Annotated in this window: 23 protein-coding genes and 3 pseudogenes; 13 read left to right on the top strand and 13 right to left on the bottom strand. The window is 66.0% G+C overall.

Annotated elements, in window-relative coordinates; genetic code table 11:
- Positions 1–5: 5 nt before the first annotated feature.
- Genes ACFU5V_RS33410 through ACFU5V_RS33400 form a run of 3 tightly spaced genes read right to left on the bottom strand, consistent with a single transcriptional unit; the run spans position 6 to position 2517 of the window.
- A complete protein-coding gene (locus ACFU5V_RS33410) occupies positions 6–1337 on the bottom strand; it encodes an LLM class flavin-dependent oxidoreductase (RefSeq protein WP_378704311.1) in 1332 nt (443 codons plus the stop codon).
- Positions 1338–1363: 26 nt separating this feature from the next.
- Complete coding sequence (locus ACFU5V_RS33405) at positions 1364–2224, bottom strand: alpha/beta fold hydrolase (protein WP_378704309.1); 861 nt, start codon at positions 2222–2224, stop codon at positions 1364–1366.
- Positions 2221–2517: a hypothetical protein gene (locus ACFU5V_RS33400; protein ID WP_378704306.1), complete on the bottom strand. Its 297-nt coding sequence runs from the start codon at positions 2515–2517 to the stop codon at positions 2221–2223. Before ACFU5V_RS33400 ends, ACFU5V_RS33405 begins: the two co-directional genes overlap by 4 nt.
- A 57-nt stretch (positions 2518–2574) precedes the next feature.
- Here ACFU5V_RS33400 and ACFU5V_RS33395 point away from each other — a divergent pair, with 57 nt between their 5' ends.
- From ACFU5V_RS33395 to ACFU5V_RS33375, 5 genes are all read left to right on the top strand, one after another.
- Positions 2575–3135, top strand: a complete 561-nt coding sequence (locus ACFU5V_RS33395; RefSeq protein WP_378704304.1) for a TetR/AcrR family transcriptional regulator — start codon at positions 2575–2577, stop codon at positions 3133–3135.
- 353 nt (positions 3136–3488) lie between these two features.
- Positions 3489–4766, top strand: coding sequence for a cytochrome P450 (locus ACFU5V_RS33390; protein WP_378704301.1), 1278 nt, complete (start codon positions 3489–3491; stop codon positions 4764–4766).
- A gap of 22 nt (positions 4767–4788) precedes the next feature.
- A complete protein-coding gene (locus tag ACFU5V_RS33385) occupies positions 4789–6456 on the top strand; it encodes an FAD-dependent oxidoreductase (protein ID WP_378704299.1) in 1668 nt (555 codons plus the stop codon).
- A 429-nt stretch (positions 6457–6885) separates the two neighbouring features.
- Positions 6886–7503 (top strand): hypothetical protein, encoded by a 618-nt coding sequence (locus ACFU5V_RS33380; RefSeq protein WP_378704296.1) that lies wholly within the window; start codon positions 6886–6888, stop codon positions 7501–7503.
- A 359-nt stretch (positions 7504–7862) separates the two neighbouring features.
- A complete protein-coding gene (locus tag ACFU5V_RS33375; protein WP_378704293.1) occupies positions 7863–8270 on the top strand; it encodes a WhiB family transcriptional regulator in 408 nt (135 codons plus the stop codon).
- A 407-nt stretch (positions 8271–8677) separates the two neighbouring features.
- On the opposite strand, the gene ACFU5V_RS33370 is transcribed toward ACFU5V_RS33375, so the two are convergent.
- Together ACFU5V_RS33370 and ACFU5V_RS33365 are read right to left on the bottom strand one after the other, a co-directional pair.
- The gene (locus tag ACFU5V_RS33370; protein WP_378704291.1) at positions 8678–9934 is read right to left on the bottom strand and encodes an amidohydrolase; all 1257 of its coding nucleotides are present in this window, start codon (positions 9932–9934) and stop codon (positions 8678–8680) included.
- Positions 9934–10608: a trimeric intracellular cation channel family protein gene (locus ACFU5V_RS33365; RefSeq protein ID WP_378704288.1), complete on the bottom strand. Its 675-nt coding sequence runs from the start codon at positions 10606–10608 to the stop codon at positions 9934–9936. Before ACFU5V_RS33365 ends, ACFU5V_RS33370 begins: the two co-directional genes overlap by 1 nt.
- 368 nt (positions 10609–10976) lie before the next feature.
- Between ACFU5V_RS33365 and ACFU5V_RS33360 the strand changes: the two genes are divergently transcribed.
- From ACFU5V_RS33360 to ACFU5V_RS33350, 3 genes and pseudogenes are all read left to right on the top strand, one after another.
- Positions 10977–11540, top strand: a complete 564-nt coding sequence (locus tag ACFU5V_RS33360; RefSeq protein ID WP_378704286.1) for an NADPH-dependent FMN reductase — start codon at positions 10977–10979, stop codon at positions 11538–11540.
- A gap of 297 nt (positions 11541–11837) precedes the next feature.
- A pseudogene (ygiD, locus tag ACFU5V_RS33355) lies at positions 11838–12684 on the top strand (4,5-DOPA dioxygenase extradiol).
- Between the two features lie 263 nt (positions 12685–12947).
- Positions 12948–13250 carry a hypothetical protein gene (locus tag ACFU5V_RS33350; RefSeq protein WP_378704283.1) on the top strand — a complete coding sequence of 101 codons (303 nt, stop codon included), beginning with the start codon at positions 12948–12950 and terminating at the stop codon, positions 13248–13250.
- 9 nt (positions 13251–13259) lie between these two features.
- On the opposite strand, the gene ACFU5V_RS33345 is transcribed toward ACFU5V_RS33350, so the two are convergent.
- The 4 genes from ACFU5V_RS33345 to ACFU5V_RS33330 are packed head-to-tail and all read right to left on the bottom strand — an operon-like array spanning position 13260 to position 16961.
- A complete protein-coding gene (locus ACFU5V_RS33345) occupies positions 13260–14015 on the bottom strand; it encodes an ABC transporter ATP-binding protein (RefSeq protein ID WP_378704280.1) in 756 nt (251 codons plus the stop codon).
- Positions 14012–14998, bottom strand: a complete 987-nt coding sequence (locus ACFU5V_RS33340) for an iron chelate uptake ABC transporter family permease subunit (RefSeq protein ID WP_378704278.1) — start codon at positions 14996–14998, stop codon at positions 14012–14014. Before ACFU5V_RS33340 ends, ACFU5V_RS33345 begins: the two co-directional genes overlap by 4 nt.
- The gene (locus ACFU5V_RS33335; RefSeq protein WP_378704275.1) at positions 14995–16017 is read right to left on the bottom strand and encodes an ABC transporter permease; all 1023 of its coding nucleotides are present in this window, start codon (positions 16015–16017) and stop codon (positions 14995–14997) included. Before ACFU5V_RS33335 ends, ACFU5V_RS33340 begins: the two co-directional genes overlap by 4 nt.
- On the bottom strand, positions 16014–16961 hold the full coding sequence (locus ACFU5V_RS33330) for a siderophore ABC transporter substrate-binding protein (protein WP_378704273.1): 948 nt from the start codon (positions 16959–16961) through the stop codon (positions 16014–16016). Before ACFU5V_RS33330 ends, ACFU5V_RS33335 begins: the two co-directional genes overlap by 4 nt.
- Before the next feature lie 698 nt (positions 16962–17659).
- Here ACFU5V_RS33330 and ACFU5V_RS33325 point away from each other — a divergent pair.
- Positions 17660–17908: a hypothetical protein gene (locus ACFU5V_RS33325; protein WP_378704271.1), complete on the top strand. Its 249-nt coding sequence runs from the start codon at positions 17660–17662 to the stop codon at positions 17906–17908.
- 41 nt (positions 17909–17949) lie between these two features.
- Positions 17950–18153 (top strand): three-helix bundle dimerization domain-containing protein, encoded by a 204-nt coding sequence (locus ACFU5V_RS33320; RefSeq protein ID WP_378704269.1) that lies wholly within the window; start codon positions 17950–17952, stop codon positions 18151–18153.
- Between the two features lie 264 nt (positions 18154–18417).
- Here ACFU5V_RS33320 and ACFU5V_RS33315 read toward each other — a convergent pair whose 3' ends face one another.
- Both ACFU5V_RS33315 and ACFU5V_RS33310 read right to left on the bottom strand, forming a co-directional pair.
- Positions 18418–19698, bottom strand: a complete 1281-nt coding sequence (locus tag ACFU5V_RS33315) for an amidohydrolase family protein (protein ID WP_378704266.1) — start codon at positions 19696–19698, stop codon at positions 18418–18420.
- A 348-nt stretch (positions 19699–20046) separates the two neighbouring features.
- Positions 20047–20280, bottom strand: coding sequence for a hypothetical protein (locus ACFU5V_RS33310; protein ID WP_378704264.1), 234 nt, complete (start codon positions 20278–20280; stop codon positions 20047–20049).
- A 215-nt stretch (positions 20281–20495) separates the two neighbouring features.
- Here ACFU5V_RS33310 and ACFU5V_RS33305 point away from each other — a divergent pair, with 215 nt between their 5' ends.
- Positions 20496–21704, top strand: a complete 1209-nt coding sequence (locus tag ACFU5V_RS33305; RefSeq protein WP_378704261.1) for a fatty acid desaturase family protein — start codon at positions 20496–20498, stop codon at positions 21702–21704.
- Between the two features lie 1350 nt (positions 21705–23054).
- Here the strand turns inward: ACFU5V_RS33305 and ACFU5V_RS33300 are convergent.
- Positions 23055–23308: pseudogene (locus ACFU5V_RS33300) on the bottom strand (NAD(P)(+) transhydrogenase (Re/Si-specific) subunit beta); the annotation flags it as partial.
- Positions 23297–23875: pseudogene (locus tag ACFU5V_RS33295) on the bottom strand (NAD(P)(+) transhydrogenase (Re/Si-specific) subunit alpha); the annotation flags it as partial. The pseudogenes ACFU5V_RS33295 and ACFU5V_RS33300, both read right to left, overlap by 12 nt.
- A 314-nt stretch (positions 23876–24189) precedes the next feature.
- Between ACFU5V_RS33295 and ACFU5V_RS33290 the strand changes: the two are divergent.
- Together ACFU5V_RS33290 and ACFU5V_RS33285 are read left to right on the top strand one after the other, a co-directional pair.
- Positions 24190–25368, top strand: a complete 1179-nt coding sequence (locus ACFU5V_RS33290) for an NADH:flavin oxidoreductase/NADH oxidase (RefSeq protein ID WP_378704259.1) — start codon at positions 24190–24192, stop codon at positions 25366–25368.
- The gene (locus ACFU5V_RS33285; RefSeq protein WP_378704256.1) at positions 25369–25854 is read left to right on the top strand and encodes a nuclear transport factor 2 family protein; all 486 of its coding nucleotides are present in this window, start codon (positions 25369–25371) and stop codon (positions 25852–25854) included. It abuts the gene before it with no gap.
- Positions 25855–25908 lie beyond the last annotated feature (54 nt).

The following is a 25908-nucleotide window of genomic DNA, read 5'->3' as shown; positions in this document are numbered from 1 at the left end:
GGCGGTCACCGACCTCCTGCGGGGGCGGGCTCGTGCCACGGTTCGATCTTCGCGCCCTCGGGATCCCACCGGTCACGGTGCACGTCCCGCAAGTAGCCTTCGCGGACGATGGTCGGGTTGGGGGCGCTTGCGTTGCGGCGGACGGCGTACTCGGACGCGGTCCCGAAACCCGGTGGTGTGGTGTCGACGACCTGACCGGCCTGCCTGCGGAAGTGGGGCAGGACCTGCTCCGCGAAGAGCCCGGCCGTCTTCTCGATGAGCCAGCGCGGTTTGGCTCCGGTGGAGAAGTTCAACAGGATGCGCCCGGTTCCGGTGTCGTCGATCAACTGCTCGAGTCCCTCGATCACCGTCTCGGGCGATCCGGCGATGATCCAGTTGTGCTTGCGCAGATCGTCGAAGCTCATCTTCTTGGTGTCGACCGCGAACCCTTGTGTGCGGATCGAGCGCATGGACCGCTCGGAGGAGTAGCCGGCGGGGAAACTCTCGTGCTCGGGGTGTTGGAAGTAATTCTGGTAGTTCCACAGGATGCTCGCCTCGGACTCCTGGCGGGCGATCGCGTCGGTTTCGGCCACGTGGACCTCCACGACGGTGGCGATCTGTTTGGGGTCGACGTCGTAACCTTCTTCGCGGCACAGGTTCCGGAACTTGTCGATGATCTGAATCATGGCCGGGCGGTAGTTGAGCACCGTCTGATACGTGTAGCGGCGCTTGGCGGCCAGTTCCAGCGTCTCGATCGAGCCGCCGCCGGGCAGGACGAAGTCGATCTTGTGCGCCGGGCGCGGCCAGAGGTTGACGTAGTTGTGGTTGAAGTGCTTGCCCCGCCAGGTGAAGGGCCCTGGCTCGTCGAGTGCTTTGACCAACAGATCGTGGCCTTCGGCATGGCGTTCACGCGCGAGCGCGGGATTGATGTTCAGCGAGTGATACTGCGCCCCGAGCCCCATCGGCAGTCCGACCATCAGCCGTCCCCGCGAGACGGTATCGACCCAGGCGATCTCCTCGGCGAGACGGATGGGGGTTTGGTAGGCGTTCATCAACGGCCCGTTGGCCCAGATCTTGACCCGGTTGGTGTTCGACGCCAGCCAGGCCGCCACCAGCATGGCGTTCGGCCCCAAACCGATGGGGCCGTTGTGCTGCTCGGAGAAGGAGACACCGTCGAAGCCGAAGTCCTCCATCCGGACCAGCATCTCCAGCTGGTTCTCGATGGCGCGCTGGCCCTCGATCGGGTCGTAATTCGAGTTCGGCAGGTCGATGTAGACGGCCTTGCTAGGACGCTGCCCGGCGTAGGGAATTCGGGGATAACCGGATTCGAGGAAGCTGAAGAATTCGATCTCATGCATGGTGTTGGTTTCCTTTCGCGGCGGGCTCAGACGGCGGCGGGCTCGGCGACCGCGGCGGCGACGTGTGCGGCCACCGTGGCGGCCACCTCCGCCGATTGGTCGATCACCATCCCGTGGCTCGAAGGCTCTCCGCCTGGGCCTGCAAGCACGGTCAGGGTGGCACTCGGGATGCGGTCGGCGAATCCGCGGGCCTGCTCGTTGCCGACCGTGCGGTCGTCCTCGGCGGCAAGCACGAGGGTCGGCGCCGTGATACGAGAAAGCCGGTGGTCGAGCTTGAGGTCGTAACGCGGGTTCCACATCAGCAGCGCCGCAGTGCTGTCCTCGCGGAAGGCCTGGATTCCGTCCTCGAAATCGTCCTCCTGGGCCAACTGGTCTTCGTGCTGGGTGGCCCGACCGTTGAGCAGCCTGTCCAGACCCTCTGCCGGGGAGAGCCGGAAGATGTCGAACAGCGGTTCGTCGGGGATCCGGACACCCAGCGGCGTGATCAGGGTCAGACTGCGGTACCGCTCGGGGTAGTAGATGGCCAGGTTCGCCGCCAGCCACGCACCCAGGGAGGTCCCCACGAGATGGAAGTGATCCAAGTCCAACGCACGGAAGAAGGCGTCGTAGTGCAGGATCCAGTCTTCCCAGTTGTCCATCTCCGCGGGCCGGGGGGAATCTCCGAATCCCGGGTGTTCGGGGGCGATGACATCGAAGTGCTGCGCAAGTTCCCGGTGCAGCGGGGTCCACGCGCGGGTGTGGCCGCCGCCGTGCAGATACACCAGGGTCTCACCGGCTCCGCCCCTGCGGTACGCGGTCGGCACACCGTCGATGTCGAGGATCGTCGGCTCCGTCCAATATCTCCAGTTCCGGCCGGTGAAGGCGGGCGTCGTATCCATCATGGTCATCCTTTCGAGGCAATGCAGGCCGGCCGGGCGTATGTCACCGAGGTCCGGACCGCGCTGTCGGTGGGGTGGTCCACCGCGTTCAGGCCGTCCACGGGACGGCCGAAGCTTTTATTGAGCAAGTGCTCATTCTTACGTGATGGAGATAATGCCACCACGTGTGCCGGGTAGTCAATGGGTGTGCGTCCGTAGCGCTCGGGGAGCGTCCGCGGTGTTTCGCCGCTCGCGCCGGTTGCCTCGGGTGGTTGGTCGATCGTGCCGACTGCGCCGAGGTCGTACTCGTCGGGGCGGCTCACTGCCGTTCGGATACATTTCAGGTGTGCGCAGGTCTGCACAACTGTGAGGAGGTCCTCGTGACCGAGGCGACGACGCGTCGGACCCGGCGTTACGACCCCGGACGCCGTGCCCGGATCGCAGTGGCGGCGCTGCAGGTGGTGACGCGGGACGGCGTGGAAGGGCTCACCCATCGTGCTGTCGCTGCGCAAGCGGATGTCCCGGTAGGTTCGACGACCTACCATTTCGCCGACAAGGACGCACTCCTGCTGGCCGCGATCGAACTGGCGGAAGAGCGCAGCGCGAACACGCTGGAGCAGACCTTTGTCGACTGTCGGCCCGAGGATGACCTGGCCGGCGCCATTGCCGAATTTCTGCAGATCCTGACCGGTCGTGACCGCGAGAAATTCCTCCTCGATTACGAGATATTCCTCGCAGCACGGCGGCGGCCGGCTCTCCAGCCGACCGCTGCCGCGTGGATCGAGGAGTGCTACACCCTGATCGCCTGCTATACGGACGAGCAGGCTGCCCGCATTGTGACCGATCTGATCGAAGGACTGTTGGCGCAAGCGGTGGTGTTCGGCCGCGAACTCACAGCCGACCGGACGCGGCCCACGTTCGTTCGAGTGCTGCAGAGTTAGTTCAGGATGCAGCGCCGAGCTTGGCAAAGCTCGGCCGACCGGGTGGCCGCAATTCGGCGCGGGAGCGGTTCCGCGCATCGGGCGCGCGACGGAAGCCCGACCGGTGGCGCATGCGGCCGGAGTGTCTGCGAAAAACGTTCCCGAACAGCATCATTGATGCGCCTTTTCATGCGGCCAGCGCGAGGCGGCGATCGCGACGCCGACGATATCTCAGGGCTCCACCACCGATGTGGGCGCACCTTTCCCGCTCACTCCGCTCGACACGGACGCAAAAGTGATCATTGCCAAGAGTACGTATGTGATTCTAAAGTGACCGTTATGTACACAGTACATAACGTGGATGGAGGTTCAGGGTGAACGTGCAGGTGTTGTCGCAGGATTTTGCGGCCTGGCCCCCGACCGAGGAGACCGTGCGCTGCCCGTTCGACTACTTCGCGGCATTGCGTGAGAGTGCGCCGGTCTATCGTTTCCCCGAGCCGGGTCCCTTCGGTTCCGAAATGTACGTCGTGACTCGGTGGGAAGACTGCGCCGAGGCCCTCCTGCGCCCCGAGGTTTTCGCCAACAACCTCGACGGTGGGCCGGAGGCGTTCGAGACCACTCGGGAACCGTTGGTTGCCCCCGACGTCCCGACCTTCTACCAGGCGACCAACGTCTTCTTCTCCGATGGTGACGACCACCAACTCAAACGCTCGTGGGTGATGCCGCTGGTGACCCGCGACCGGCTGTCCGTCGTGCGGCCGATCATCACGGCCGAGGTCGACCTGCTGATCGACTCCTTCATCGCCGCCGGACGCTGCGACTTCCGGGGACAATTCAGCGACGTCATGCCGATGAAGGTCGTCCGCCAGGTGATGGGCCTGCCCGAGGACGCCGACCCGAAGATCAAGCGGTTATCAGCCGCACTCGAAATCAACGACAACAACCCCCATCAGACCGACGAGATGGTCACCGAGCTCCGTGCGGCGCGGATGGACATTCTCACGCTCATCGCCGATGTGCTTCGTGTCCGACATGCCGCACCGATCGAGGGCGACTACGTCTCCGAACTCATTCAGCGGCAGGTCGTGCGGGACGGCGTGCTCGACATCAACGCTCTCACCATGCATCTCGCCGCGACCGTCTTCGGTGCCGATCACGCGATGGGCGGTCACCTGGCCGACATCGCCGCACGGCTCGGCCGGGAACCGAAACTGCAGGACCGGCTCCGTGAAGACCGCTCGCTGATACGCGCGCTGTCCAGCGAGGCACTGCGCATCGAGAGCCCCCTACCGTGGCTCTTCCGTCGCTGCGCCCAGGACACCACGCTCGGGGGCGTGCCGATCCCTGCCGGCGCCATCGTCCTGATCGTTCAGGTCTCGGCCAACCACGACCCGCGCGAGTTCCCCGAGCCCGGCGCCTTCGACATCGATCGCCCCAATATCGAGCGCGATCACCTGACGCTCGGCCGTGGCAGGCATCGGTGCGCCGGTGCCGAGATGGCCAAGCTCCAGGTCGACATCACGGTGAACCGGCTACTCGATCGCCTGGCCGACATCCGTCTCGACGACGAGAAGAGTGACCTGCTACCCAAGCTGAGTTACGGCTTCCGCATCCCCACCGCCGTCCACCTCACCTTCCGCGCTGCGGACTGAACCAACCGGAATTCGAGCACCCATGGCCCACATAAACACCCGATCCTGCTGCAACGACGCATCGTGCATCCCCGTCTGTCCGGTCAACTGCATTCACCCGACACCCGACGAACCCGATTTCGGGAAGACCGAGATGCTCTACATCGACCCCGCCGGTTGCGTCGACTGCGGGGCATGCGTCGCGGCGTGCCCCGCCGCCGCCATCACCCACGAGTTCGACCTCACCGCCGCGCAAGAGCCGTACCGCGCAATCAACGCGCTGTGGTACGAACCTCCCGGCCGTGCCGATTACAGCCGCACGCCGATGCCGTTGACGGCGCAGAGGTGGCCCGGAGGCCGCCTACGGGTGGCGATCGTCGGCTCCGGTCCGGCCGCCTTCTACGCGGCCGACGAGTTGCTCACTCAGCGAGGCCTCGACGTCGCGGTCGACATGTTCGAACGGCTTCCCGTTCCCGGCGGCTTGGTCCGCTTCGGGGTCGCGCCGGATCACCAGGACACGAAGGGCGCGAGCGACACGTTCGCGAAGACGATGCAACGCCGGGGATTGCGGATGTTCCTGAACACGGAGATCGGACGCGATCTGTCGATTCGAGATCTCACCGAGCGTTACGATGCCGTCATCGTCGCTGTCGGCGCACTGCAGGACAGGGCGCTCGAGGTGCCCGGCGAAGACCTACCGGGCAGCCATTCGGCGACCGAGTTCGTCGCCTGGTACAACGGTCACCCCGACTACGTCGATCGCACCTACGACCTCTCGGGCCGGCACGCCGTGATCGTCGGCAACGGCAATGTGGCCCTGGATGTGGCACGGATCCTCACCAGCGGCCCCGAGCGCCTGGCACGAACAGATATCGCCGACCATGCCCTCGAAGCCCTGACGGCCAGCAACATCGAGGAAGTGACCGTGATCGGTAGGCGCGGACCGGCCCAAGCCGCATTCTCGGCCAAGGAACTCCTCGGTCTGGTTCAGACGCCGGGTATTTCGGTAGAGCTTGCCGAGGAGTTGACCCTCGACCCGGTGAGCGCTGAATCGGTGGGTGGACGGGAGGGTTCGATGGTTCATGTCAAGCTGGATCTGCTTGCTGATCTTTCCGGCAGTATCGATACCGACCACCGGAAGATTACGCTCCGGTTCCTCGCCGAGCCCATCGAGCTTGTCGGTCGATCGGCCGTCGAAGGAATCCGCCTGCGCCGGACCGAACTCGTTGCCACGGAGGCAGGCGGAGCGCGCGCTGTGGTGACCGATGAGACCGAGGAGCTTGCGTGTGACCTGGTTTTTCGCGCTATTGGCTTCCGCGGCGCCCCGGTGCCGGGACTACCATTCGACGAAACCCGGGGAATCATCCCCAACCGCAACGGAGTTGTCGTGGATCCCGTGTCCGACTCGGCGATCCCGGGCATGTACGTCGCAGGGTGGATCAAACGCGGGCCCTCGGGTGTGATCGGCACCAACAAGAAATGCGCCGAAGAAACCGTCGCCCAGATCCTGGAAGACTTCCGAGCAGGCAGTCTCAACTCACCGACTCACGACCCCGACGATGTTCCCGACCTTGTGCCCCATTCCATCTCAGCCGCAGGCTGGCACCGCATCGACGAACACGAGCGGGCCGCCGGACGAGCCAACCGACGCCCGCGAGTCAAGATCGTGAACGTCGGAGACATGTTGGGCGTCGCCTTGCCGCAGATCTGAGAAAGTATTTTGGGAAAGTGTCACGCCGCGCGGGTCGACTGCCAGGGGCGTCGTCCGCGTGCGTGGCGAGTCGTCGGGTCATCAATCCGATCATTGCCCATGTGATCATCGCCTCCGAGTACGCCGGGACGCGTTCGTACGCGGCTGCGCTAACCACTCCTGATGTCGGTATCACGTGCTCCCGTTCGACCGTCTCGGAACGGCACTGGCGCGGTCCGATCCCATCGTGATGTCAGCTGAAAAGATGTCGAGAAACTGAGACAGATTACGGTCGCCATACCCTGAGATACGCCCCAGGCTCATCGAAAAATGCACGTAAGCCGTGGTCGTGTGGTCATCGGCCTCGGTACCTGACAGTCTCTGAAGTCTGACCGGGCTTGAACCGTCGAAGTTGTCCACATAATTGAGGCGGACGGCGACACCGAGGCCGTGGAGGCATTGGCGCAGCGCCCGCGCCACTCCTTCGACTACCAGGCCCGCATGCTGCGGGCGGACCGGAAGGAGAAAGCCACCCGCGCCGAACGCACCGCCCCGCGCGCCGAGGCCGGGTTCACCGTGCTCGACGGCGACCCCGGCTACCGCGATGACTCGAAGATCCACTGGCGGTACATCGCCACCGCCGAGGACGCCGAGACCGACCCGCGCGCACACATCACCGAGGAGCAGGTGCGGCAGCGGCCGGACCTGTGGGGCGTGTGGGTGCGCACCGACACGATGTACGTCGACGAACATCGTGCCGGACTCCTGCTGTTGCCGCTGCTGATCCCGGGGGTGCCGTGGTCGGTGCCTGGTGCCTGTGGACCCGTACCGGTTCACACGGTGCCCGCCACCCTCTGGTTGGCGGTGCACCTGGGTCACTCGAACGCATCCCGCTACCACTCCGCCACCGGAAAGGACGCCCATGACCGGCGGACCGGCGGCCTCCGCGTTCCGCAGGGGCCCACCACCGAGTGGATCAATCCGACAGCGACGAGCACGAGCGTTCGGTACCGGACCGGCATCGGGGGCTGGTGTTGTTCCTGGGTTATCGTCGTGGGTAGAGGTTGAGAAGCAGCCCGGAACACATCGGCCAGTTATCGCCGGGACAACGAACCCACACTCGCGGTCGCACCATCGAGTACGGGTTCCCCCGGAAGGCCCACTACCCGGGAGGACCCCTTGGCGCTTTTCCCTCGTCCGTCCCTACCGGCACCAACTCCGTCACCGGCGCTGTCTGCGATGCGGTGGCGCGAGGTGGAACCGCTCACGGCCACCACCGGTACGGTCGGCTCCCACACGGACCCCAGCATGCTGCGGGTGCTTCGGGCGGCGGGGGCGTTCTCCGTGGCCGGTCGAGCACGGTGGCGTTTCCGGGTATCGCGGTGACCGCTACGCACCATGTGAGACGAAACGAGACATCCGCTTCGATGACCGACACGGGCATGTCCGTGCAGGCGTCCCGCGAGGCCTCCTCGCCGCGCCTGCCGGATCCGGCCCGGACCGATCACCTCCCCGATCCGGTGGCCGCCGGCGGGCTGCTCACCGCGACCTGGGCGGAAAGGGCGGCGTGCCGGAACGTGACCAGGGCGGTGTTCTTCTCCCCGGACGGTGAGCGCGGCGGCGACCGCACCCGCCGGGAGGCCGAAGCCAAACGGATCTGTGCGGACTGCCCGGTACTCGGGCAGTGCCGCGACTACGCCCTGGCCGCGGCAGAACCGTACGGCACCTGGGGTGGGATGAGCGAGACCGACCGGCGCAAGCATCACCGCCGGCAGCGGCGCACCACCAACACCCTCGACGCTCCGCCACCGCACCGGATGTCGAGTCGCTCCTGACGTCGATACCTGAGGTTCATTTCGGGCGCCGGACTGCCCTCATCGACAGTCACGCCCGGTCTCGCCGCGGTGACCGCGACAGCCGGACGTGGCGGCCGGTACGTGCAGTCGGCGGCGACCTCCGTGGTCGGGTTACGGACACGCGATCGGTCACCCCGAATTCCCTTGCCCCGCACCCCGCACCCCGCACCCCCGCACTCGGTCGCACCACCGCCGGGTGGCGGGCGCATGCGGTGGGTGGGCGAGGGGCCACCCGTCCTCTGTCGCGGGCACCCATCGTCGTCCGGTCAGGTGGTGGTGCGGTGTTGGTCGATCAACCTCGCACGCACACCGTGGGTCATCATCTTCCACGATCGATACCGAATCCTTGGTCGGAGCATTCCTGCCTCGCTCACGTGCCTGCGGTGTCACAGCCAGGCGAGGGCGGCGACGACGAGGGCCTCGGTGCCTGTGTCGAGGGTGGGGTGGATCACCGGGGCGAAGGTCGCCGAGTGGTTGACCGGTATGTCCTCCGATACCCGCCCGGCCTGCTCGGCTTTGCGGTAGGTGTCGGGGTCGATGCCGCCGACACCCCAATAGGTGTAGGGCACCCCGAGGGTGGTGGGGATGTCGCTGAAGTCCTCGCTCGCGGTCTGCAGGGGCATCGTCCGGTGTCGGTCACCGAAGTGTTCGGTGAACGCGGACCCGACCCGGGCGGTGGTGTCGGGGTCGTTGACGGTGGGCGGGAACCGGTCGAACACCTCGAACTCCGGATCTTTCGGCGACCTCGAGGCCTGGCACTCGGCGACGACGATCCGGCGGATGGCGCCCAGGATCGCGGTGCGGGTCGCGTCGCTGTAGGTCCGGACGTTGAGCTGGATGACCGCATGGTCGGGAATGACGTTGCTCTTGGTGCCGGCGGCGATACTGCCGACGGTGAGGACTGCCGCCTCGGTCGGCGCGGTCTCGCGGGAGATGACGGTCTGCAACCGGATCACGATCATCGCGGCCAACACCACCGGGTCGACCGTGGCCTGCGGCATGGAGCCGTGCCCCCCGCGGCCGTGGACGGTGATCCGCATGCTGTCGGCCGCGGACAGCACCGGCCCCGGATGGGTGCCGACGACACCGGCCGGGGCGGGCAGCACGTGCTGGGCCAGCGCGACATCAACCTTCGGCACCAGCTCACCCAGACGGTCGTCGAGCATTGTCCGGGCACCGTCGCCGACCTCCTCGGCCGGCTGAAACACGGTGACCACGGTGCCCCTCCAGTGCTCGGTGGCGTCGGCAAACAGCTGGGCGGCGCCGAGCAGGCAAGCGACGTGCACGTCGTGGCCGCACGCGTGCATCACCGGCACCCCGTTCCCGGCCGCATCGGCCGTGGTAACGGTGCTGGCGTACGGCAGACCGGTCGCCTCCCGGATGGGCAGGGCGTCCATGTCCGCCCGCAGCAACACGGCCGGACCGTCCCCGTTGGCCAGCACCCCGACCACCCCGGTGCCGCCGACCCCCTCGTGCACCGAGAACCCCGCCTGCCGTAGCCTTCCCGCGACGATGCCGGCGGTACGCTGCTCCTGGTGCGAGAGTTCCGGATGCCGGTGCAGGTCCCGGTACAGCTCCTCCTGCCACCCCCGGATGCCGGCCAGCCCCGTCAACACCGCCTCGGTACGCGCATTCGTGGCCATCACTTCTCCCTCCGCCGGCGATGGCGGACACGGCCCGGCCGCCGCCAGGTGATCTGTTCCGGCAGCATCCAGCCCCGCCGGCGTGCGAGCAGACACAACAGAGCCCCGACCGCCGTGGCCGCGACCAGCCCCGCCTGCGGGTACCCGGAATACTGGACGAGCACCAGTGTGCCACTGGCGATCAGCGCGCACGTCGCATACAGGGTGTTCCCACCGAACACCTTGGGGATCCGGCCCACCGCGATGTCCCGCACCGCTCCGCCGCCGACCGCGGTCACCGTGCCCAACAGCACCGCCGGCAACCAGCCCAACCCCACCGTCAGGGTCTTCTGCGCACCGGCCGCAGCCCAGCAACCCAACGCGACCGCGTCCACGAACGGGAACACCCGATCCCAGCCGCGGCCCTCGAACCGCACTACGAACGCCACGGCCGAACCGATCAACGCCGTCGTCAAGTACGCGTAATCGGTCAACGCCACCGGCGTGCCCCGCTGCAACAACGTGTCACGGATGATGCCGCCGCCCAGACCCGACACGATCGCCAACGCCGCGAACCCGACCGGGTCGAACCGGAGGCTGCGCGCGACCGCGCCACCGAGCAGTGCGTTGGCGAACACACCGGTCAGATCGAGCGCCCGAAACAGGTCCGGCACCGACGCGGACACGGTCGCCATCACACTGATCCTCTCCGGTCACGGCGCCAACCACGGGCACCCTTCGGGCGCCAACCACGGGCACCCTTCGGACGATAGCCGCGTCAGCCGCGAAACCCGGTGATCTCATCGAACCACCCCATGCTCCCCGGCGGCGGGCCTACGATCGGATGGGTTCAGCGCCAACACCGTGAGCCGCAGCATGTCGGATACCCGAATTGGAGGCAACACCCGTCCGGCCTGCCGTGCGCGGTGCCCGGCGACACCGCCGGCGCGGCGTTGGGACGCCGGACCGTCGCCGATCCCACCAACGGACCGGTGCCGATCGACGTGACACGCGCCGAGGTGCGATCGTCGGACATCAGTAACGGTAGAAGGGTGGAACCACCATGAGCTACAAGGTCGGATACTTCATCGGCAGTCTTTCGTCCACCTCGATCAACCGGATCCTGGCGACGGCGCTGATCCGGGTGGCCCCCGACGATCTCGAGTTCGCCGAAATCCCGATCCGGGACCTGCCGCTCTACAGTCAGGACTACGACACCCACTATCCGCCGGAGGGCACCGCGCTCAAGGACGCCATTTCCGGGGTCGATGCCGTGCTGTTCGTCTCGCCCGAGTACAACCGCTCCATCCCGGGGGCGCTGAAGAACGCGATCGACTGGGCGTCACGTCCGTGGGGGCAGAACTCGTTCGACCACATCCCCGCCGCCGTGATCGGCGCCTCCATCGGCGCGATCGGCACGGCCGTCGGCCAACAGAGCCTGCGGGCGGTGCTCAGCTTCTGCAACGCCCGGCAAATGACCGCCCCGGAGGCCTACATCCACTACACCCCCGAGGTATTCGGCGACGACGGCACCGTACACAACGCCTCCACCGAGGAATTCCTGCGCAACTACATGACCGAGTTCCGCAATCACATTCATCGCGTCCTCACCGTTCTCCCGCGTTGACGGTGGCGGGAGACTCCTCTGCGTACGTCAACCCCGGTTCCCGGAACCAGGTCCCACACAAGCAATGCCCCCGTCCACCATCACACGGCCACAGGTGCACGCCCGGAACGGCAATCGGCACGGACACGCCAGACGGGCGACGAACAACCCGATGAGACGACTCCGATCGGCAGGTCGAATCGCGCCGGCGTGGCCGGTCACCGCCATGCGAGAGAGTCGAGGACAATGACAGTGCCTCGGACCGGAGAAGGGCGAGAACCCGTGAACGCAGAGACAGGCAGCAATTCCAAGCTCGTTATGCCGGCGGCGTTCATCGGACACGGCAACCCGATGAACGCAGTCGAGGTCAACCGCTACACCGCCGCCTGGAAGGCGTTCGGGCAGGCCGTGCCCCGCCCCCGCGCGATCCTGGTCGTCAGCGCGCACTGGTACATCAACGCGACCGCGGTCACCGCCATGCCGCGCCCGCGCACCATCCACGACTTCTACGGATTCCCCCCCCGAGTTGTTCGACGTGCACTACCCCGCACCCGGACTGCCCGAACTCGCCACCGAGATCAGCGACACCGTCCACCCCACCTGGGTCGGTGCCGATCTCGACAGCTGGGGAATCGATCACGGCACCTGGTCGGTACTCGTCCACGCGTTCCCCGACGCCACCATTCCCGTCGTCCAACTGAGCATCAACGCGGACAAACCCCTGGACTACCACCTCGCACTCGCCGCCAAGCTGGCCCCGCTGCGCGAGCGCGGCGTCCTCGTCGTCGCCAGCGGCAACGTCGTCCACAACCTCCGCGCCATGAACTGGACACTCGCCGACGACGGCTACGCATGGGCCAGGCGATTCAACGACGACGCCAGAACCCGCATGCTCACCGACCCGACCGAGTTCGCAGCCCTCGACGCCCACCGCGACTTCACCCAGGCGGTACCGACTCCGGACCACTTCATCCCCGCCCTGTATCTGGCCGGGCTCGCTGCGGCCGCACCGACACCCGCCATCGATGTCCTGGTCGACGGCTACGCCTACGGCTCACTGTCGATGACCGCCTACACCCTCGACCTTCCCTGCCCGACCACGACCGAACTCGGTGGATCCCCACTGCCGCCGGCAGATCTCCCACCCGACGCCTCCAACATCTGAGGACAGCGAACGGCAACATTGCCACGAGGCCCGGTTCTTGCTATTCCTCCAGTAGAACGACCTTGTCCCTGGGCCAACACGACCATTAATGCCCGCGCCAGATTGTGCTTGGGCCCGACCGCAGCTGGACCCAGTGCACCACGGGCTGCTTGACCTACGGTAGTTGTCCACATAATCGAGGTGGAGGGGGACACCGAGGCCGTCGTAAAGCTGATGACCGCTGGCCGGTACCAGTTCCGCTACATCGCGCAACGGCTGCTCGCGTGACCGCCGATGGCAGCGAGGTCACCACCGCCCACACCGAGACCGACCCGGCCCGGTGGGCGGTGTGGCTGAGCAAGGATGAACGCTACTTCGACAGCGAGAGCGGCGAGGAAGTCCACGGCGAGGAGGTGGACGGGTCCACCGAGAACCACCTCGACGCCACCCCGTACGAGGGGCACCGGCACGCGAACACGGTGCAGACCCGCCAGGTCTGGACACCGGAGCACGTCTGCCTCGACCTCGACGGTGCCGCACGGCGTGACTCATCCCGGAGTTCTCAGACGCGCTCGTGGCGCACTTAAAACACAAGCTTAGAAGTAGATCGCCACCTTGCGCCCGTCGACCTCGTGCACGGCGATGTCCATGTCGTAGACCTTGCGTAGGACATCGGGCCGCACGATCGCATCGACGGTCCCGTCGGCGATCACGGCGCCGTCCTTCATCGCGACGATGCGATCGGAGTGGAAGGAGGCGAAGTTGATGTCGTGGATGACCAGGATGACGGTCTTGCCCATCTCATGGGCCATGCGCCGCAGCAACTGCATCATGTGCTGGGAGTGCTTCATGTCGAGGTTGTTCAGCGGCTCGTCGAGCAGAACGTAGTCGGTGTCCTGGGCGAGCACCATCGCCACGAAGGCTCGTTGCCGTTGCCCGCCGGAGAGCTGATCGAGGTAGCGGCCCTCGAAGCCGTGCAGACCGGTGTAGTCGATCGCCTCGTCGACGACGTTGCGATCGATGGCGGAGAGTCGGCCTTTCGAATGCGGAAACCGCCCGAACTCCACCAGTTCTCGTACCGTGAGTCGCACGGCGGTGTTGTTGTCCTGGCGGAGCACGGACAGCTTTGTGGCGGCGACGTCGCCCTTGGCTTTGCGGAGGTCGAGACCGTCCACGCTCACCGTTCCGGCGTCGGCTTCGATCAGTCGGCTCACGATCGACAACAGGGTCGACTTGCCGGCGCCGTTGGCGCCGATGATGGAGGTGAGGCCGCCGGCGTGCAGGTCGAGATCGACGCCGTCGAGAACTGTGCTGTCCCCGTACTTTTTGGAGACCTCATGAATGGTGATCACAGTCGTGCCCCTCTGACGAGTAGGGAGATGAAGTAGATGCCGCCGAAGAAGTTGATCACCACGATCAGCGCCGAGTTGTAGTCGAGCAGGCGGGCGAGGACGAACTGGCCGCCGACGAGGGCGATGACGGCTACCAGTGCTGCCGCCGGGATCGTCCACCGGTGCACGAACGTGCCGACCAGTTCCCGACCGAGATTGGCGACGAGCAACCCGAGGAACGTGATCGGTCCGACCAGCGCCGTCGATACCGAGACGAGGATCGCGATCACCACGAGCGCTCGGCTGACCACCCTGCGATGGTCGATGCCGAGCCCGACGGCGTGGTCACGGCCGAGCGCGATCACGTCGAGTTGACGGAGCAGGGGAAGCGCGTAGACGGTGGCGGCGACGACCAGAACCACGGAGATGCCGAGCAGGTCGGCATGCACGGTGTTGAAGCTCGCGAAAAGCAGGTCCTGCAGGGTGATGAAATCGTTGGGGTCGATCAGGCGGGAGGCGAGGCTCGACAGCGACGCGAACAGTGTTCCGAGCACGATTCCGACGAGCACCAGCACGTAGAGGTCCTTGGCGCGCTTGCCGAACAGCCACCAGTACAGGGCGAGCGCGAAACCGATCATGGCAAGGATTTCGACGCCGAACTTGATCCGCGGATCGAACGTCGCGAGTGCGCCCGCACCGAAGAAGAACACGATCAGGGTTTGGATCAGCACGAAGAGGCTGTCGAAACCCATGACGCTCGGAGTGAGGATCCGGTTGTTGGTGACGGTCTGGAATACGACTGCGGCGACGGCGGTGGCGTACCCGACGAGCACCATCGAGGTCACCTGTCGGCTGCGGATCTTCATGGCGTAGGTCCACGAGCCGGTGACGTCGAGGAACAGGTAACAACACACCGCCGTGACCGCGACGGCGGCGAGGAGGGTCAGCACCCGGGCCGGGCGTGAGGCGAGGGTCGCCTTCGACCGGGCGAGAAGCGACGTCACCGGCCCCTCCTCGCCTGCAGGATCAGCACAATGAACACGACTGCGCCGACGACACCGGCGACCGTTCCCACCGGGATCTCGTAGGGGTAGCGGATGATTCGCCCGACGAGGTCGCACACGAGCACGAACCCGGCGCCCGCCAGGGCGGTGGTCGGCAGCACGCGGCGCAGATTGTCGCCGAGGACCATGGTCACGACGTTGGGAACGATCAAGCCCAGGAACGGTATCGCGCCGACGATCACCGTGACCACGGCCGTGGTCACGGCCACGACCACCATGCCGACGCCGACCACCACGTTGTAGGGCACACCGAGGTTGCGTGCGAAGGCTTCTCCCATCCCGGCCACGGTGAACCGGTCGGCATACAGGTATGCGACCACCATGACGGCGACGACGAGCCAGATGATCTCGTACCGCCCGCGGAGCACCCCGGAGAAGTCGCCCGCGGTCCAGGTGCTCAGCGCCTGCAGGAGCTCGAGCCGGTAGGCGAAGAAGGTGGTGACCGCCATGACGACACCGCCGAACATCATCCCGACCAGCGGTACGACGATCATGTCGCTGAACGTGATCCGGCGCAGCAACCAGAGAAACGCGAACGTGCCGACGAGCGCGGACGCGATCGCCACGCCCATCTTCCCCAGCAGCGAACCCCCGAGGAACACGGTGGCGACCAGGATGCCGAGCAGCGCCCATTCGACGGTGCCCGCGGTGGAGGGTGCGACGAACCGGTTGCGGGTCAGGTGCTGCATGATCAGACCCGCCACACTGAGGGCCGCGCCGGCCAGCAGGATGGCGACGAGCCGGGGCACCCGGGAGACCACGAAGACCCGGACGGTGTCGGCGTCACCACGGACCAGATCGAGTGGAGTGAGGTCGGCGACGCCGACGAACAGGGACACGATCGACAGGGCGGCAAGGACGAGCACCGCGACGGCGAGGTGCCCCGCACGCAACGCCCCGCCGGAGCCCGCACGCGCGGTGCGGGCTCCGGCGGTGTCTGGGACGGCCGGACGAATCACGCGCCGACGGTGTCTCCGACGACTCGGATCTGTTCCTGGACCGAGCTGACCGCGTTCGGGGCCATGTACCAGGTGTAGAGATCGAGGTAGGTGATCTTGCCGGTCTTGGCGGCGTTGGTGCCGTTGACGAGTTCGTTGTTCAGCACCGGTGCGGCGTTCGGTCCCGAGGTGTCGCCGAGCTTCGCCTCGCGGTCCTGCACGAACAGCAGATCGGGGTTCGCCTGCGCGATGTACTCGAACGAGACGGCGTCACCGTGCGCGACGTCCTGGGCGAAGGTGTCGTTGACCGGCTTGATGCCGAGGTCGTGGATGATGCCGTACCGCGAACCGGGCCCGTAGGCGGTCGTTTCGGCGGCCTCGACGCGCAGGATGAGCCCCCGCCGGTCGGCGGTGCCCGCGGCCGCGGTGACCGCAGCCTTCTGCGTCTCGATGTCCGCGAACGCGGTGTCGGCTGCGGCATCGGCCCCGAAGATCTGTGCGAGCGTGCGGTTCTGCTGTTCGAAGCTCGCCAGGAAGTTGTTCGGGTCGACGGTGAGATCGACAGTCGGGGCGATCTCGCTGAGCTGCGGGTACGCCGCGGCGGAGCGGGAGGCCACGATGATCAGGTCCGGGTCGAGGGAGTTGACCGCCTCGTAGTCGGGCTCGAACAGCGACCCCACCTTCACGGTGCCCTCACCCCGGTAGCGGTCGAGGCTGGCGGGCCACTGGGTCAGGGCGGGGACCCCGACCGCATCCGGGAGGTCGAGGTCGATCATCGACTGCAGGACACTCTGGTCGAAGACCACCACGCGCTGCGGATCGACGGGCACCTCGCTCTGCCCCTGCGCGTGCGCGATCGAGAGCGTTTCGGCGCCGGTCGCCGTCGCCGAAACCTCTGATGAGCAGGCGGCGAGCCCTATGGTGGCGGCGACCGCAAGCACGATCGGACTGGCCCGGAAACGCATGAATTCTCCTCGGAAAGTGTGGTGAAGAAGCTGCCCCGCGTAGGGCAGGGCGCAGAACACCCCGCCCGCCGCGTCAGATCAGTAAGGCTCGGCTAATTTAACATAGCTTTACTTGCAGCTTCAACTATCCGCGTCGGCCCGATATCGTCGGCGCGTCGTACCGCTGTGTACGGTCACCGCACTCGGTGGAGGCACGGTGCGGCGTCTTGATGTCCTCCATGCCGTTCGGGCCGAGCGGGCATGCGGTCCTCGTGGTTATCGAATTCGCCCGGTTCGGGTTCGGTCTCGGTGCCCTGCGACGGCCTCGACGGACGCCAAGTCCGGCGCCTCCGATGGCATGGCGGACTCGGTGGCCGAGCTGCCATGTTCTGGGGTCGCCAGGACAAGTCACACTACGTTTCGGGCGGCGAACCCGCCCTGCGGTGCAACGTCTTTCCTGCCTGGCGCCGCTCGTCCCGATCATGGTCGCCGTGCCGCACGCACCGTCCCTGAAGGAGCATGTGGTGACCCGGATCCTGTCCACGTCCAGTCGGGGGCGAGATGGTCGTCTCGGTCCTTAAGGCCGAGAGGGTGACTGCGGTGCTCCTCGGCGCCGAGGCGCGTCCGCCGGTGGTGTGTGGGGTCGCGTATCTCACACCCCGGTAAGTTGAAACTTCAACTTCAGGTGTGTGAATATCGGGTGACGCGGAGGTGGCGAGGTGGAGTGGTTCGACAGGGTCGAGGATGCGCAGACGCGTCAGGCGCAGGTTTTTCTCGGGCATCTCCTGGCGGAGATCGCGGAACTGTCGAGGTCGATCGAACACGGCGAGGACCGCACCCATCCGGTGCGGTCTTGCGCACTGCGCGCCGAACTGTACGAGGCGCACCGGCAGGTCGACCAGTTGTGCCGCCGGTTCCCGGTGGTCGCGGAGCAGTTCCGCCGGTCGAGTCGGGAACTGTTGGTATAGGCACTATTGCGGGTATCCGGAGTGATCAGGAAGGGATCGATTTGTCCATCGACGAGGAAAACCGTCAGGTCGAGCGGGTCGTCGACCGGCTCGCCGGCGTCCACGCGGACCTGCCGCACCAGCGGGTCGAGCAGATCGTGCACGAGGCGCACGCGGCATTCGACGCGGGGCGGGTGCGCGATTTCATTCCACTGCTGGTCGAACGGTCCGCGAAGCGCACGATCGCTACTCTCGCCGGTTCCTGACGATGAGCACGCCGGGAAGGAGTGGCCGCGGTCGGGGCGTAGCAACGCTGTGCGCCCCCAGGGGTCGCGGGGGATTCGGCGAGGGGTCGGAATCACGGATTTCGCCGGTGTGAGCTTCGGGCATTACGCACCTGTCGGATACATGTGTCCACCACGTGGGCTCCCGGCTCCCCGCGGTGTGGTGTGCCGCGCCGGTGGGTAACGGTGCGAAGCACGCCTCCCGTGCGTCATCCTCGCGAGGGCTTCGAACGCTGCATCTATCTGTCACAGAGTGTTTTTGACGATCCGGCCGTTCTTGACGATGACGGACAGCCGGTGGGCCGGGTCGGCGAGCAGGGTGAGGTCCTCGAGTGGGTTTCCGTCGACGAGAAGCAGGTCGGCCCACGCTCCTTCGGTGATTGTTCCGAGCGGTGCTTGCCGGTAGGGGTCCCGTTCGCCGGCGAGGCGGAAGAGTGCGGCGTTTCCGGAGGTGAGCATCCGGAGTGCGTCGACATTGCTGTAGTGATCGCCCAGGCGGGCGGCCATGTCGCTTTGTCGGGGGGCGAGCTGGGGTTCGAGTAGCAGGTCCGTTCCCCAGGCGGTTTTCGTGCCGTGTTTGCGGGCCCAGCGGTAGACATCGGCCACCCTGGTGCAGATCTCGCGGTCCTTGTTTGCGCGATCGGGGTCCGGGTAGTGGTGGTCGCCCACCGCGAAGGGTTGCATGGAGAGCCAGATGTCCTTCTCGGCGATCAGGGCGATGGTGGCCTCGTCGGCGAGGTGGCCGTGCTCGATGGATTTCACGCCGGCATCGATGGCCCGGCGGATACCGGTGACGTTGTAGACGTGGGTGGCGACATAGGTGCCGTAGTCGGTGGCGGCGTCGACCGCCGCGCGCAGTTCCGGTTCGGTGAACTGAACGGTGTCGAGCGGGTCGTGCAGCGATGCGGCGCCGCCGCCGGCCATCATCTTTATTTGGGATGCGCCCTTCTTCAACTGTTCACGAACGGCGGCCAGGACCCGGTCCGGTCCGTCGGCGACCCGCATGAAACCGATCTCCTCGGCGCGACTGGGCGGCCCGCCCAAAGCGGTCGGGCATTGGTAGACGAACCCGAAATCGCCGTGCCCGGCGGTCTGAGAAATCGCGGCCTGGGAGGGATAGATGCGTGGCCCCTCGAACAGTCCCTGGTCGATCACGGATTTGATGGCGCTGGTGTCGCCGGCCATGTCTCGGACCGTGGTGAATCCTCGGTGGAGCATGTTCTTGGCCTCGGCGAGGCCGTGGAGCGCGATCCGTGCTTCGGTGCCCGTCAGCATGTCGAGGTAGGAATTCGCGTTGCCGACCAGATGCACGTGGGCGTCCGTCATTCCGGGCATCAGGACTCGATTGCCGCCGTCGATGGCAGTGGTCTCTCGACTCGGATCGTCGCCTATCGGGGACTGCGACACTGCCGCGATCGTGCTGCCGTCGACCAGCACGTCCCCTGTGGTCAGTGACGGTGATTCGCCGTCGAAGATGCGTACGTTGCGGAACAGTAGACGATTACCAACTACTGACGCGGCTGCCATGATCGGACACTAACACCGAAAACCTGGTCATCGGAGGCGTTGGGATCCTTCACTCGTGAAGGCCGTCTCTTCCGATGCAGCTTGACGATGCCTGTCAGGAGCATGTCTCACGTGAGGAGTTACGTGAAGCAGGTGGGTGCGGCGGCGAGGTGAAAGGAATCCGGCGAAGTGTTCGCGTGGCGTTCCTAGCGGATGGTCAGGCGCTGGTAGCCGGTGAGCCAGGCGAGGGTGCGTTCGATCTTCCACCTGTATCTGCCTGTCGGTGTGCTCGTGTGGACCTCGGCGTCGGTTGCATCATCCCGCGCTGCATCTGCCGCGCAGCGGCCGGTGGAACTGGTGGCGAGATGTTCATCCGGTGGACAGTCGGTCGGCGTGCCGCATCGCGGTCTCGAGGTGTCGGTCGGCGGTGTTCAGGTCCAGTCGGGCATCGCTGAGGCTGTCGATCACCTCTGCTGGGGACGGGGTGTCGGTGGTGTGATCGTACGCGTCGAAGGCGTCGGTCAGCTCCTTGATGCGTTCCGCGAGGGTGTGCAGGTCGGATCGCAGTTGGGTGACGCGCTCGCGGAGGTCGTCGATGGTCACGGCGGGCCTTCCTCGTCTCGAACTCTGTCGGCTTGGGAGTGAGGGTCGCATGGGATTGTGGGTCGGCGGTGCCGTTTCTGGTAGGGCGGTGGGTGAGTGCGGTGACGACATCGTGGCTGCAGCGTTCTTGTCGGCATCGACGTCCGGTTTCCGCGCTAACGCATTTCTCACCTGGACGTAACCTACTGTTGCGTAACCTACGCTAGCGTAGCCGTATGGCGATCTCGGATGTCACGACGTACACCCACCTGACCGCGGCGGATGTCGAAGCGCTCGGGATCGAGTTCGACGCGATCCGGCGCGACGTCGAAGCCTCGCGCGGGGACAGTGATGCCCGGTACATCAGAAACGCGATCCGGTTGCAGCGGTCACTCGAAATCGGTGGGCGCGCCGTGTTGTTCGCGAGCTTGTTCCCACCGGCGTGGCTTGCGGGCACCGCGATGCTCGGCAGCGCCAAGATTATCGAGAACATGGAACTCGGTCACAACGTGTTGCATGGGCAGTGGGATTGGATGAACGATCCGGAGATCCACTCGTCGTTCTGGGAGTGGGACATCGCCGGGCTGTCGGAGCATTGGAAGCAGACCCACAACTACGTTCACCACAAGTACACGAATGTGCTGGGGATGGATGACGACGTGGGCTACGGCATGCTGCGGGTCACTCGCGATCAGCAGTGGACGCCGTTGAGCGTCGGCAACCCGGTCTACAACCTGTTGCTGCAGTTGTTCTTCGAGTACGGCGTTGCTCTCCAGCACCTCGAGCTCGGCAAGGTGGCCGGGGGCGGTGTCGGCCGTGAGGAGTTCGAGCGCAGGTGCCGTGAGGTGGCCGGGAAGGTCGGCCGTCAGGTGGGCAAGGACTACCTCGTCTACCCGGCGCTCACCGGGCCGGCGTTCCTGACGACATTCACCGCGAACCTGGCGGCGAACATGATCCGCAATTTATGGGCGAATGCCGTGATCTTCTGCGGTCACTTCCCGGACGGCGCCGAGAAATTCACCACGAAAGAACTCGAGGACGAGACACGGGGCCAGTGGTACCTGCGGCAGATGCTCGGTAGCGCGAACTTCGAGGCGGGCCCGGTCATGGAGTTCCTGAGCGGCAACCTCTGCTACCAGATCGAGCATCACCTGTTCCCGGACCTGCCGAGCAACCGCCTGCGTGAGATCTCCGTGCGGGTCCAGGCGCTGGCCCAGAAGTACGACCTGCCCTACACCACGGGTTCGCTGCCGGCGCAGTACTTCCAGTCGTGGCGGACCATCGCCAAGCTGGCGCTGCCGAACAAGTTCCTCACGGCGACCGCCGACGACGCGCCGGAGACGGCGTCGGAACGCAAGTTCACCGACCCGCGTCCGCAGGTCGATCCGGACACAGGCAAGCGACGTGGGCTGTTGACAGCGCTTCGCGCTCGGGCGGGAGTCTGACCCACGCTCTGGGATACCCACAATCGGGACATCGCCCGCAACCCCTTCTCCTCCGTTCCTTTCGGCTCTCCCGGGGACGGCCGGGACGGTAGACGTACCCGGGTTGGTTACTGGGCGGTAGATGAATTGTGAAACGTGCCACTCGGGGTCAAGGCGAACCGCTGCGGGGCTGCCTGGCGGCGGACGTAACGGAGTGTCTTGCGACGAGTGTGGACCTGGCGGTGACATCCGTCGAGCACGATCCATCGGATCTCAGGGCGTATCCGAGTTCGACTCCGCCGCAGACGATTCCAGTAATCGTTCCGCTGGGTTGCTGGAATCTGATTCAACCGGCTGTGATCTTTCGTGTCGGTTGTGGGCGAGTAGGTTAGGGGCGGCTGTGGGTCATTGTGCGGAGAAAGATGCGGAAGCTGATGGGTAGCCGGGGGGTCTCCGGCCGGGTTTCGGACGAAGAAACACCGGTCGTCGGTGCGGTGGGCAGACGGGTGGGGGTGAGGCCGGGGGTTCCGTCGGTGGTGAGTTTGAGCAGGGCGGTGCGGTCGGTGTGCAGGGGTCGACACGGTCACAGATCGGGTGCGACGATCAGTCCCGAGTGTGATGTCGGAATCTCGGCATACTCGCCCACCGGCGACTGTCTTCGCACCTAGGTCGGGGCGTGCGAAGACCGCCACTGAGTCCTTCGCCGCCGCGCGGGATGACCCGGGTCGTGATCACCAGATGGGGGACCCGATGAAGAACGCACGCTCACCACGAAGCCGCAGCTACTGGGACCACAACGTCCGCGCGGAGCAACGCGACCGCGGCACGACCGAATCGCCTCCTGCCGCGGCGGACGCCGACGGTGGGGGTCTCGTCGAGCATTACCGGCCCCCACCACGCCGTTTCCGGCCGGACACAACCGCCGGGAGCTCTGATGACGACTCGGACGGCGGGTGCGCCGACTGACACCGGCGAGCTTGTTCCCACAGCCCCGCCAACGCCGTCCGGAGCCCGGGGGAGCGGACGAAATGGCCGGTCCGCAACCCGTGAGCCCGGATGCCCGAGGCCGGTCAGCGCCTTCTCGACATCGGTGAGGGGTGGCGATGGCAGTTCGGCGCGGGTGCGCAGGAAATACAGCGCTGGACCCGCCCGACCGCGGGATCAGCATCGAGTCGGAAGTCCAGGATCTCGCCGGACAAGCCCAGCGACGAGCCGATCTCATCTCCGTCAGCACGTGTGCCGGCCTCGCCCACAACGCCCGTAGAAAACATCCTGACCGGCGAATATGTCACGTCCCCGGTGTGCTTCATAGCGACAGCCAGGTCAGAGGTTCCAGAGTCGGAGCAGCGCGGCACGCAGGCTGGCGGCGGAGCCCTTCGACTCGAGCACCTTGGCCATGTCCTTGACCGCGTGCTGGGCCTGCGCGACGGCCAACCCGTAGCCGGGGACCACGATGACCTGGTTGGCGTACGCCATCTGGATCGCCGCGTCCGCCGCCGAGGTGGACTTCGCCGTCTTCGCGGTGCCGTCCCCGACGGCCGCGGCGACGCCGCCACCGAACCCGCCGGCCACGATCGCCGGGATGGACCGGTTCATCGCCTTCGCCATCAGTTCGTCAGGATCGCCTGCAGGCCGGCGACACCGACACCGAGCACCAGCACCGTGGCCGGCTTGACCGTGCCCGCGGCGGTGGTGAGCATCGGGAAGAACCGGGTCGACTCCGACGCCGCCAGCAGCACCGACTTGTAGCCGGACACGTTCGCCTGCGACGACAACGCGTCCATCACCTGGGCGCGGGAAATACGCGGGATCGCCTCGACGGCGAACGCCTGCACGCCCGCCGACTTCAGCGCGGCGACCTGATTGTCCTGGTTGCGGGGGGCGAGGAACCCGATGAGGGTCTGCCCGGCATGCAACCGGCCCACTTCCTCGTCCGACGGCGGGGCGACCTTCACGATCACGTCCGCCGACCACGGGCCGGCGATGGCGGCTCCTGCCAATTTGTACAACTCGTCCGGGATCAGCGCGCCCAATCCGGCACCCGACTCGACCACCACGTCGACGCCTTTGGCGATCAACGACGCCACGATCTTCGGCACCAACGCCACCCGACGCTCACCGTCGTTCGACTCCCGAACGACACCGATCGTCGGGCGCGTTCTGGGCGTCTGCGTGTTTTCTGACTCGGCAATCACGATCTCTCGGCTTCCTGCGCTGGTGGGTAGGCATCGCCTCACAAGTACCGGACCGCGTCCGCGTGAGGTCAGGAACTGCCGGTACTCAGCTGGGTCGGGGGTGCCGGTGTGGTCGCGGTGCCAGCGGTCAGTGGGTGGCGATGTTCGCGTCGACGCGTCGGCTCGGCGGATTCGCCGTTGACCTTCCGGGCGCTGCGGCATATCTTACCAATAAATCAAGCATTCGATCGATTAATGTAATGGAAGCGGCGTAACTGCGTGACAGCCCGTCCATCTAGCTGTTCGATGTGTAAGAGAGGAAGGAACCGAAAATGCAAGGCAAGCCCGATCGGCTCTTCGACCAGTGGACCCTTCGCGGCGTCACCTTCCGGAACCGGACTGTCGTGTCGCCGATGTGTCAGTACTCGGCCGACCAGGGTATCGCCAATGATTACCATCTTGTCCATCTCGGCCGCTTCGCTCTCGGCGGGTTCGGTCTGGTGATGGTCGAGGCCACGGCGATCAGCCCCGAGGGGCGACTTACCTATGGTGACCTGGGGCTATGGGATGACTCTCAGATTCCGTCGTTGCGCCGTGTCGTCGACTTCGCACACGGGTACGGCGCCCGAATCGGACTGCAGCTGGGCCATGCGGGCGCGAAGGCCGCCACTCTTCCCCCATGGGTTTCCGAGGAGGAACGCCCGGCCGACAGCCGGTGGGACATCTATTCGGTAACGGAGGAACCGCATTCCGCGGGATGGCAACGACCCTCCGCGCTCACCGCTGCCGAGCTGGAACAGCAGCTCGACGCATGGACATCGGCAGCGAAGCGCGCGGCCGAAGCCGGGTTCGACGTCCTCGAGATCCATGCAGCGCACGGTTATCTGCTCCACAGATTCCTGTCGCCTCTGAGCAACACCCGAACGGACAAATACGGTGGAGATCTCGAAGGACGAATGCGCTTTCCCCTGCGCGTTGCCGAGGCTGTCCGTGAGGTGTGGCCGGACGAGCGTCCACTGCTGGTGCGTATCTCTGTGATCGACGGCGAGCAAGGTGGTATCACCGTCGAGGACTCGATCGAACTTGCGCGGCGGTTGAAAGAGGTCGGAGTTGATCTGATCGACTGCTCCTCAGGAGGAATCGGCGCCTACTACAACGAGATCCGGCCCGGCTACCAGGTGCAACTCGCCGCGGAACTACGGAGGCGCGCGGAAGTTCCCACCCTTGCGGTCGGGCTCATCACCGATGCCCAGCAAGCCGACGACGTCATTCGCACCGCTGCCGCCGACCTGGTGGCATTCGGTCGCGAAGCGCTCATCAACCCATCCTGGCCAGTGACCGCGCGAGAAGAGCTAGCCCAGTTCGGCGAAGGAGACCGATTCGATCTGCTTCCGGTGCAGAGCAAATCCTGGATCGGGAAACGCAGGCGCCAATTGGATCGGGTCACTGCCGCCGGCGCCGGCACCGCTTCACGCGAAGCAGTGAACTCCAGCGCCTCGGGGAGGACTTGAATGACGGACTCGACGGAACTCGCGCGCCAGATCGACGAGCTGCGCAGCCGCGCGGCGATTATGGAACTCGGTGCCAAATACTGCCTGGGTATCGATCGCCGTGACCCCTCCGCATTCCTGTCGATCTGGCACGAGGACGCGGAGTACATCGTGGGACGCCAGAACGGCCGGTTCAATGGCCTGACAGAGTTGGCGAACGCACTCGACTTCGTCGCGAAAAGCTATGTGAGCACCCACCACTGGACGACGAACCACATCATCGAATTCGACCTGCCAGACCGCGCCCGAGCCGTGAGCGATTCCTTCGCGATCTGCATTACCGCCGAGGGTGACCCCTGCCTGGTTGCCGCAACGTACGACGACGAGTGCGAACGCCGAGACGGGCAGTGGAAACTCCTCGAGCGGGTGGTCAGCCGATGGTTCGTCTCCGAGCCGATGAACCTTGCTCTCATCACGCCGCCCCCCGTGCGGGCGCGGGGGGACTAGGAACCCACCCCCATCACCACCGAATCGAGACGAAAATTGCGCTGACCCTCGTCA

The organism is Rhodococcus sp. NPDC057529, assembly GCF_042802055.1.
Taxonomy (GTDB): Bacteria; Actinomycetota; Actinomycetes; order Mycobacteriales; family Mycobacteriaceae; genus Rhodococcus_F.
The sequence above is the reverse complement of the archived record's forward strand: the minus strand, read 5'-3'. Positions and strand labels throughout refer to the sequence as shown.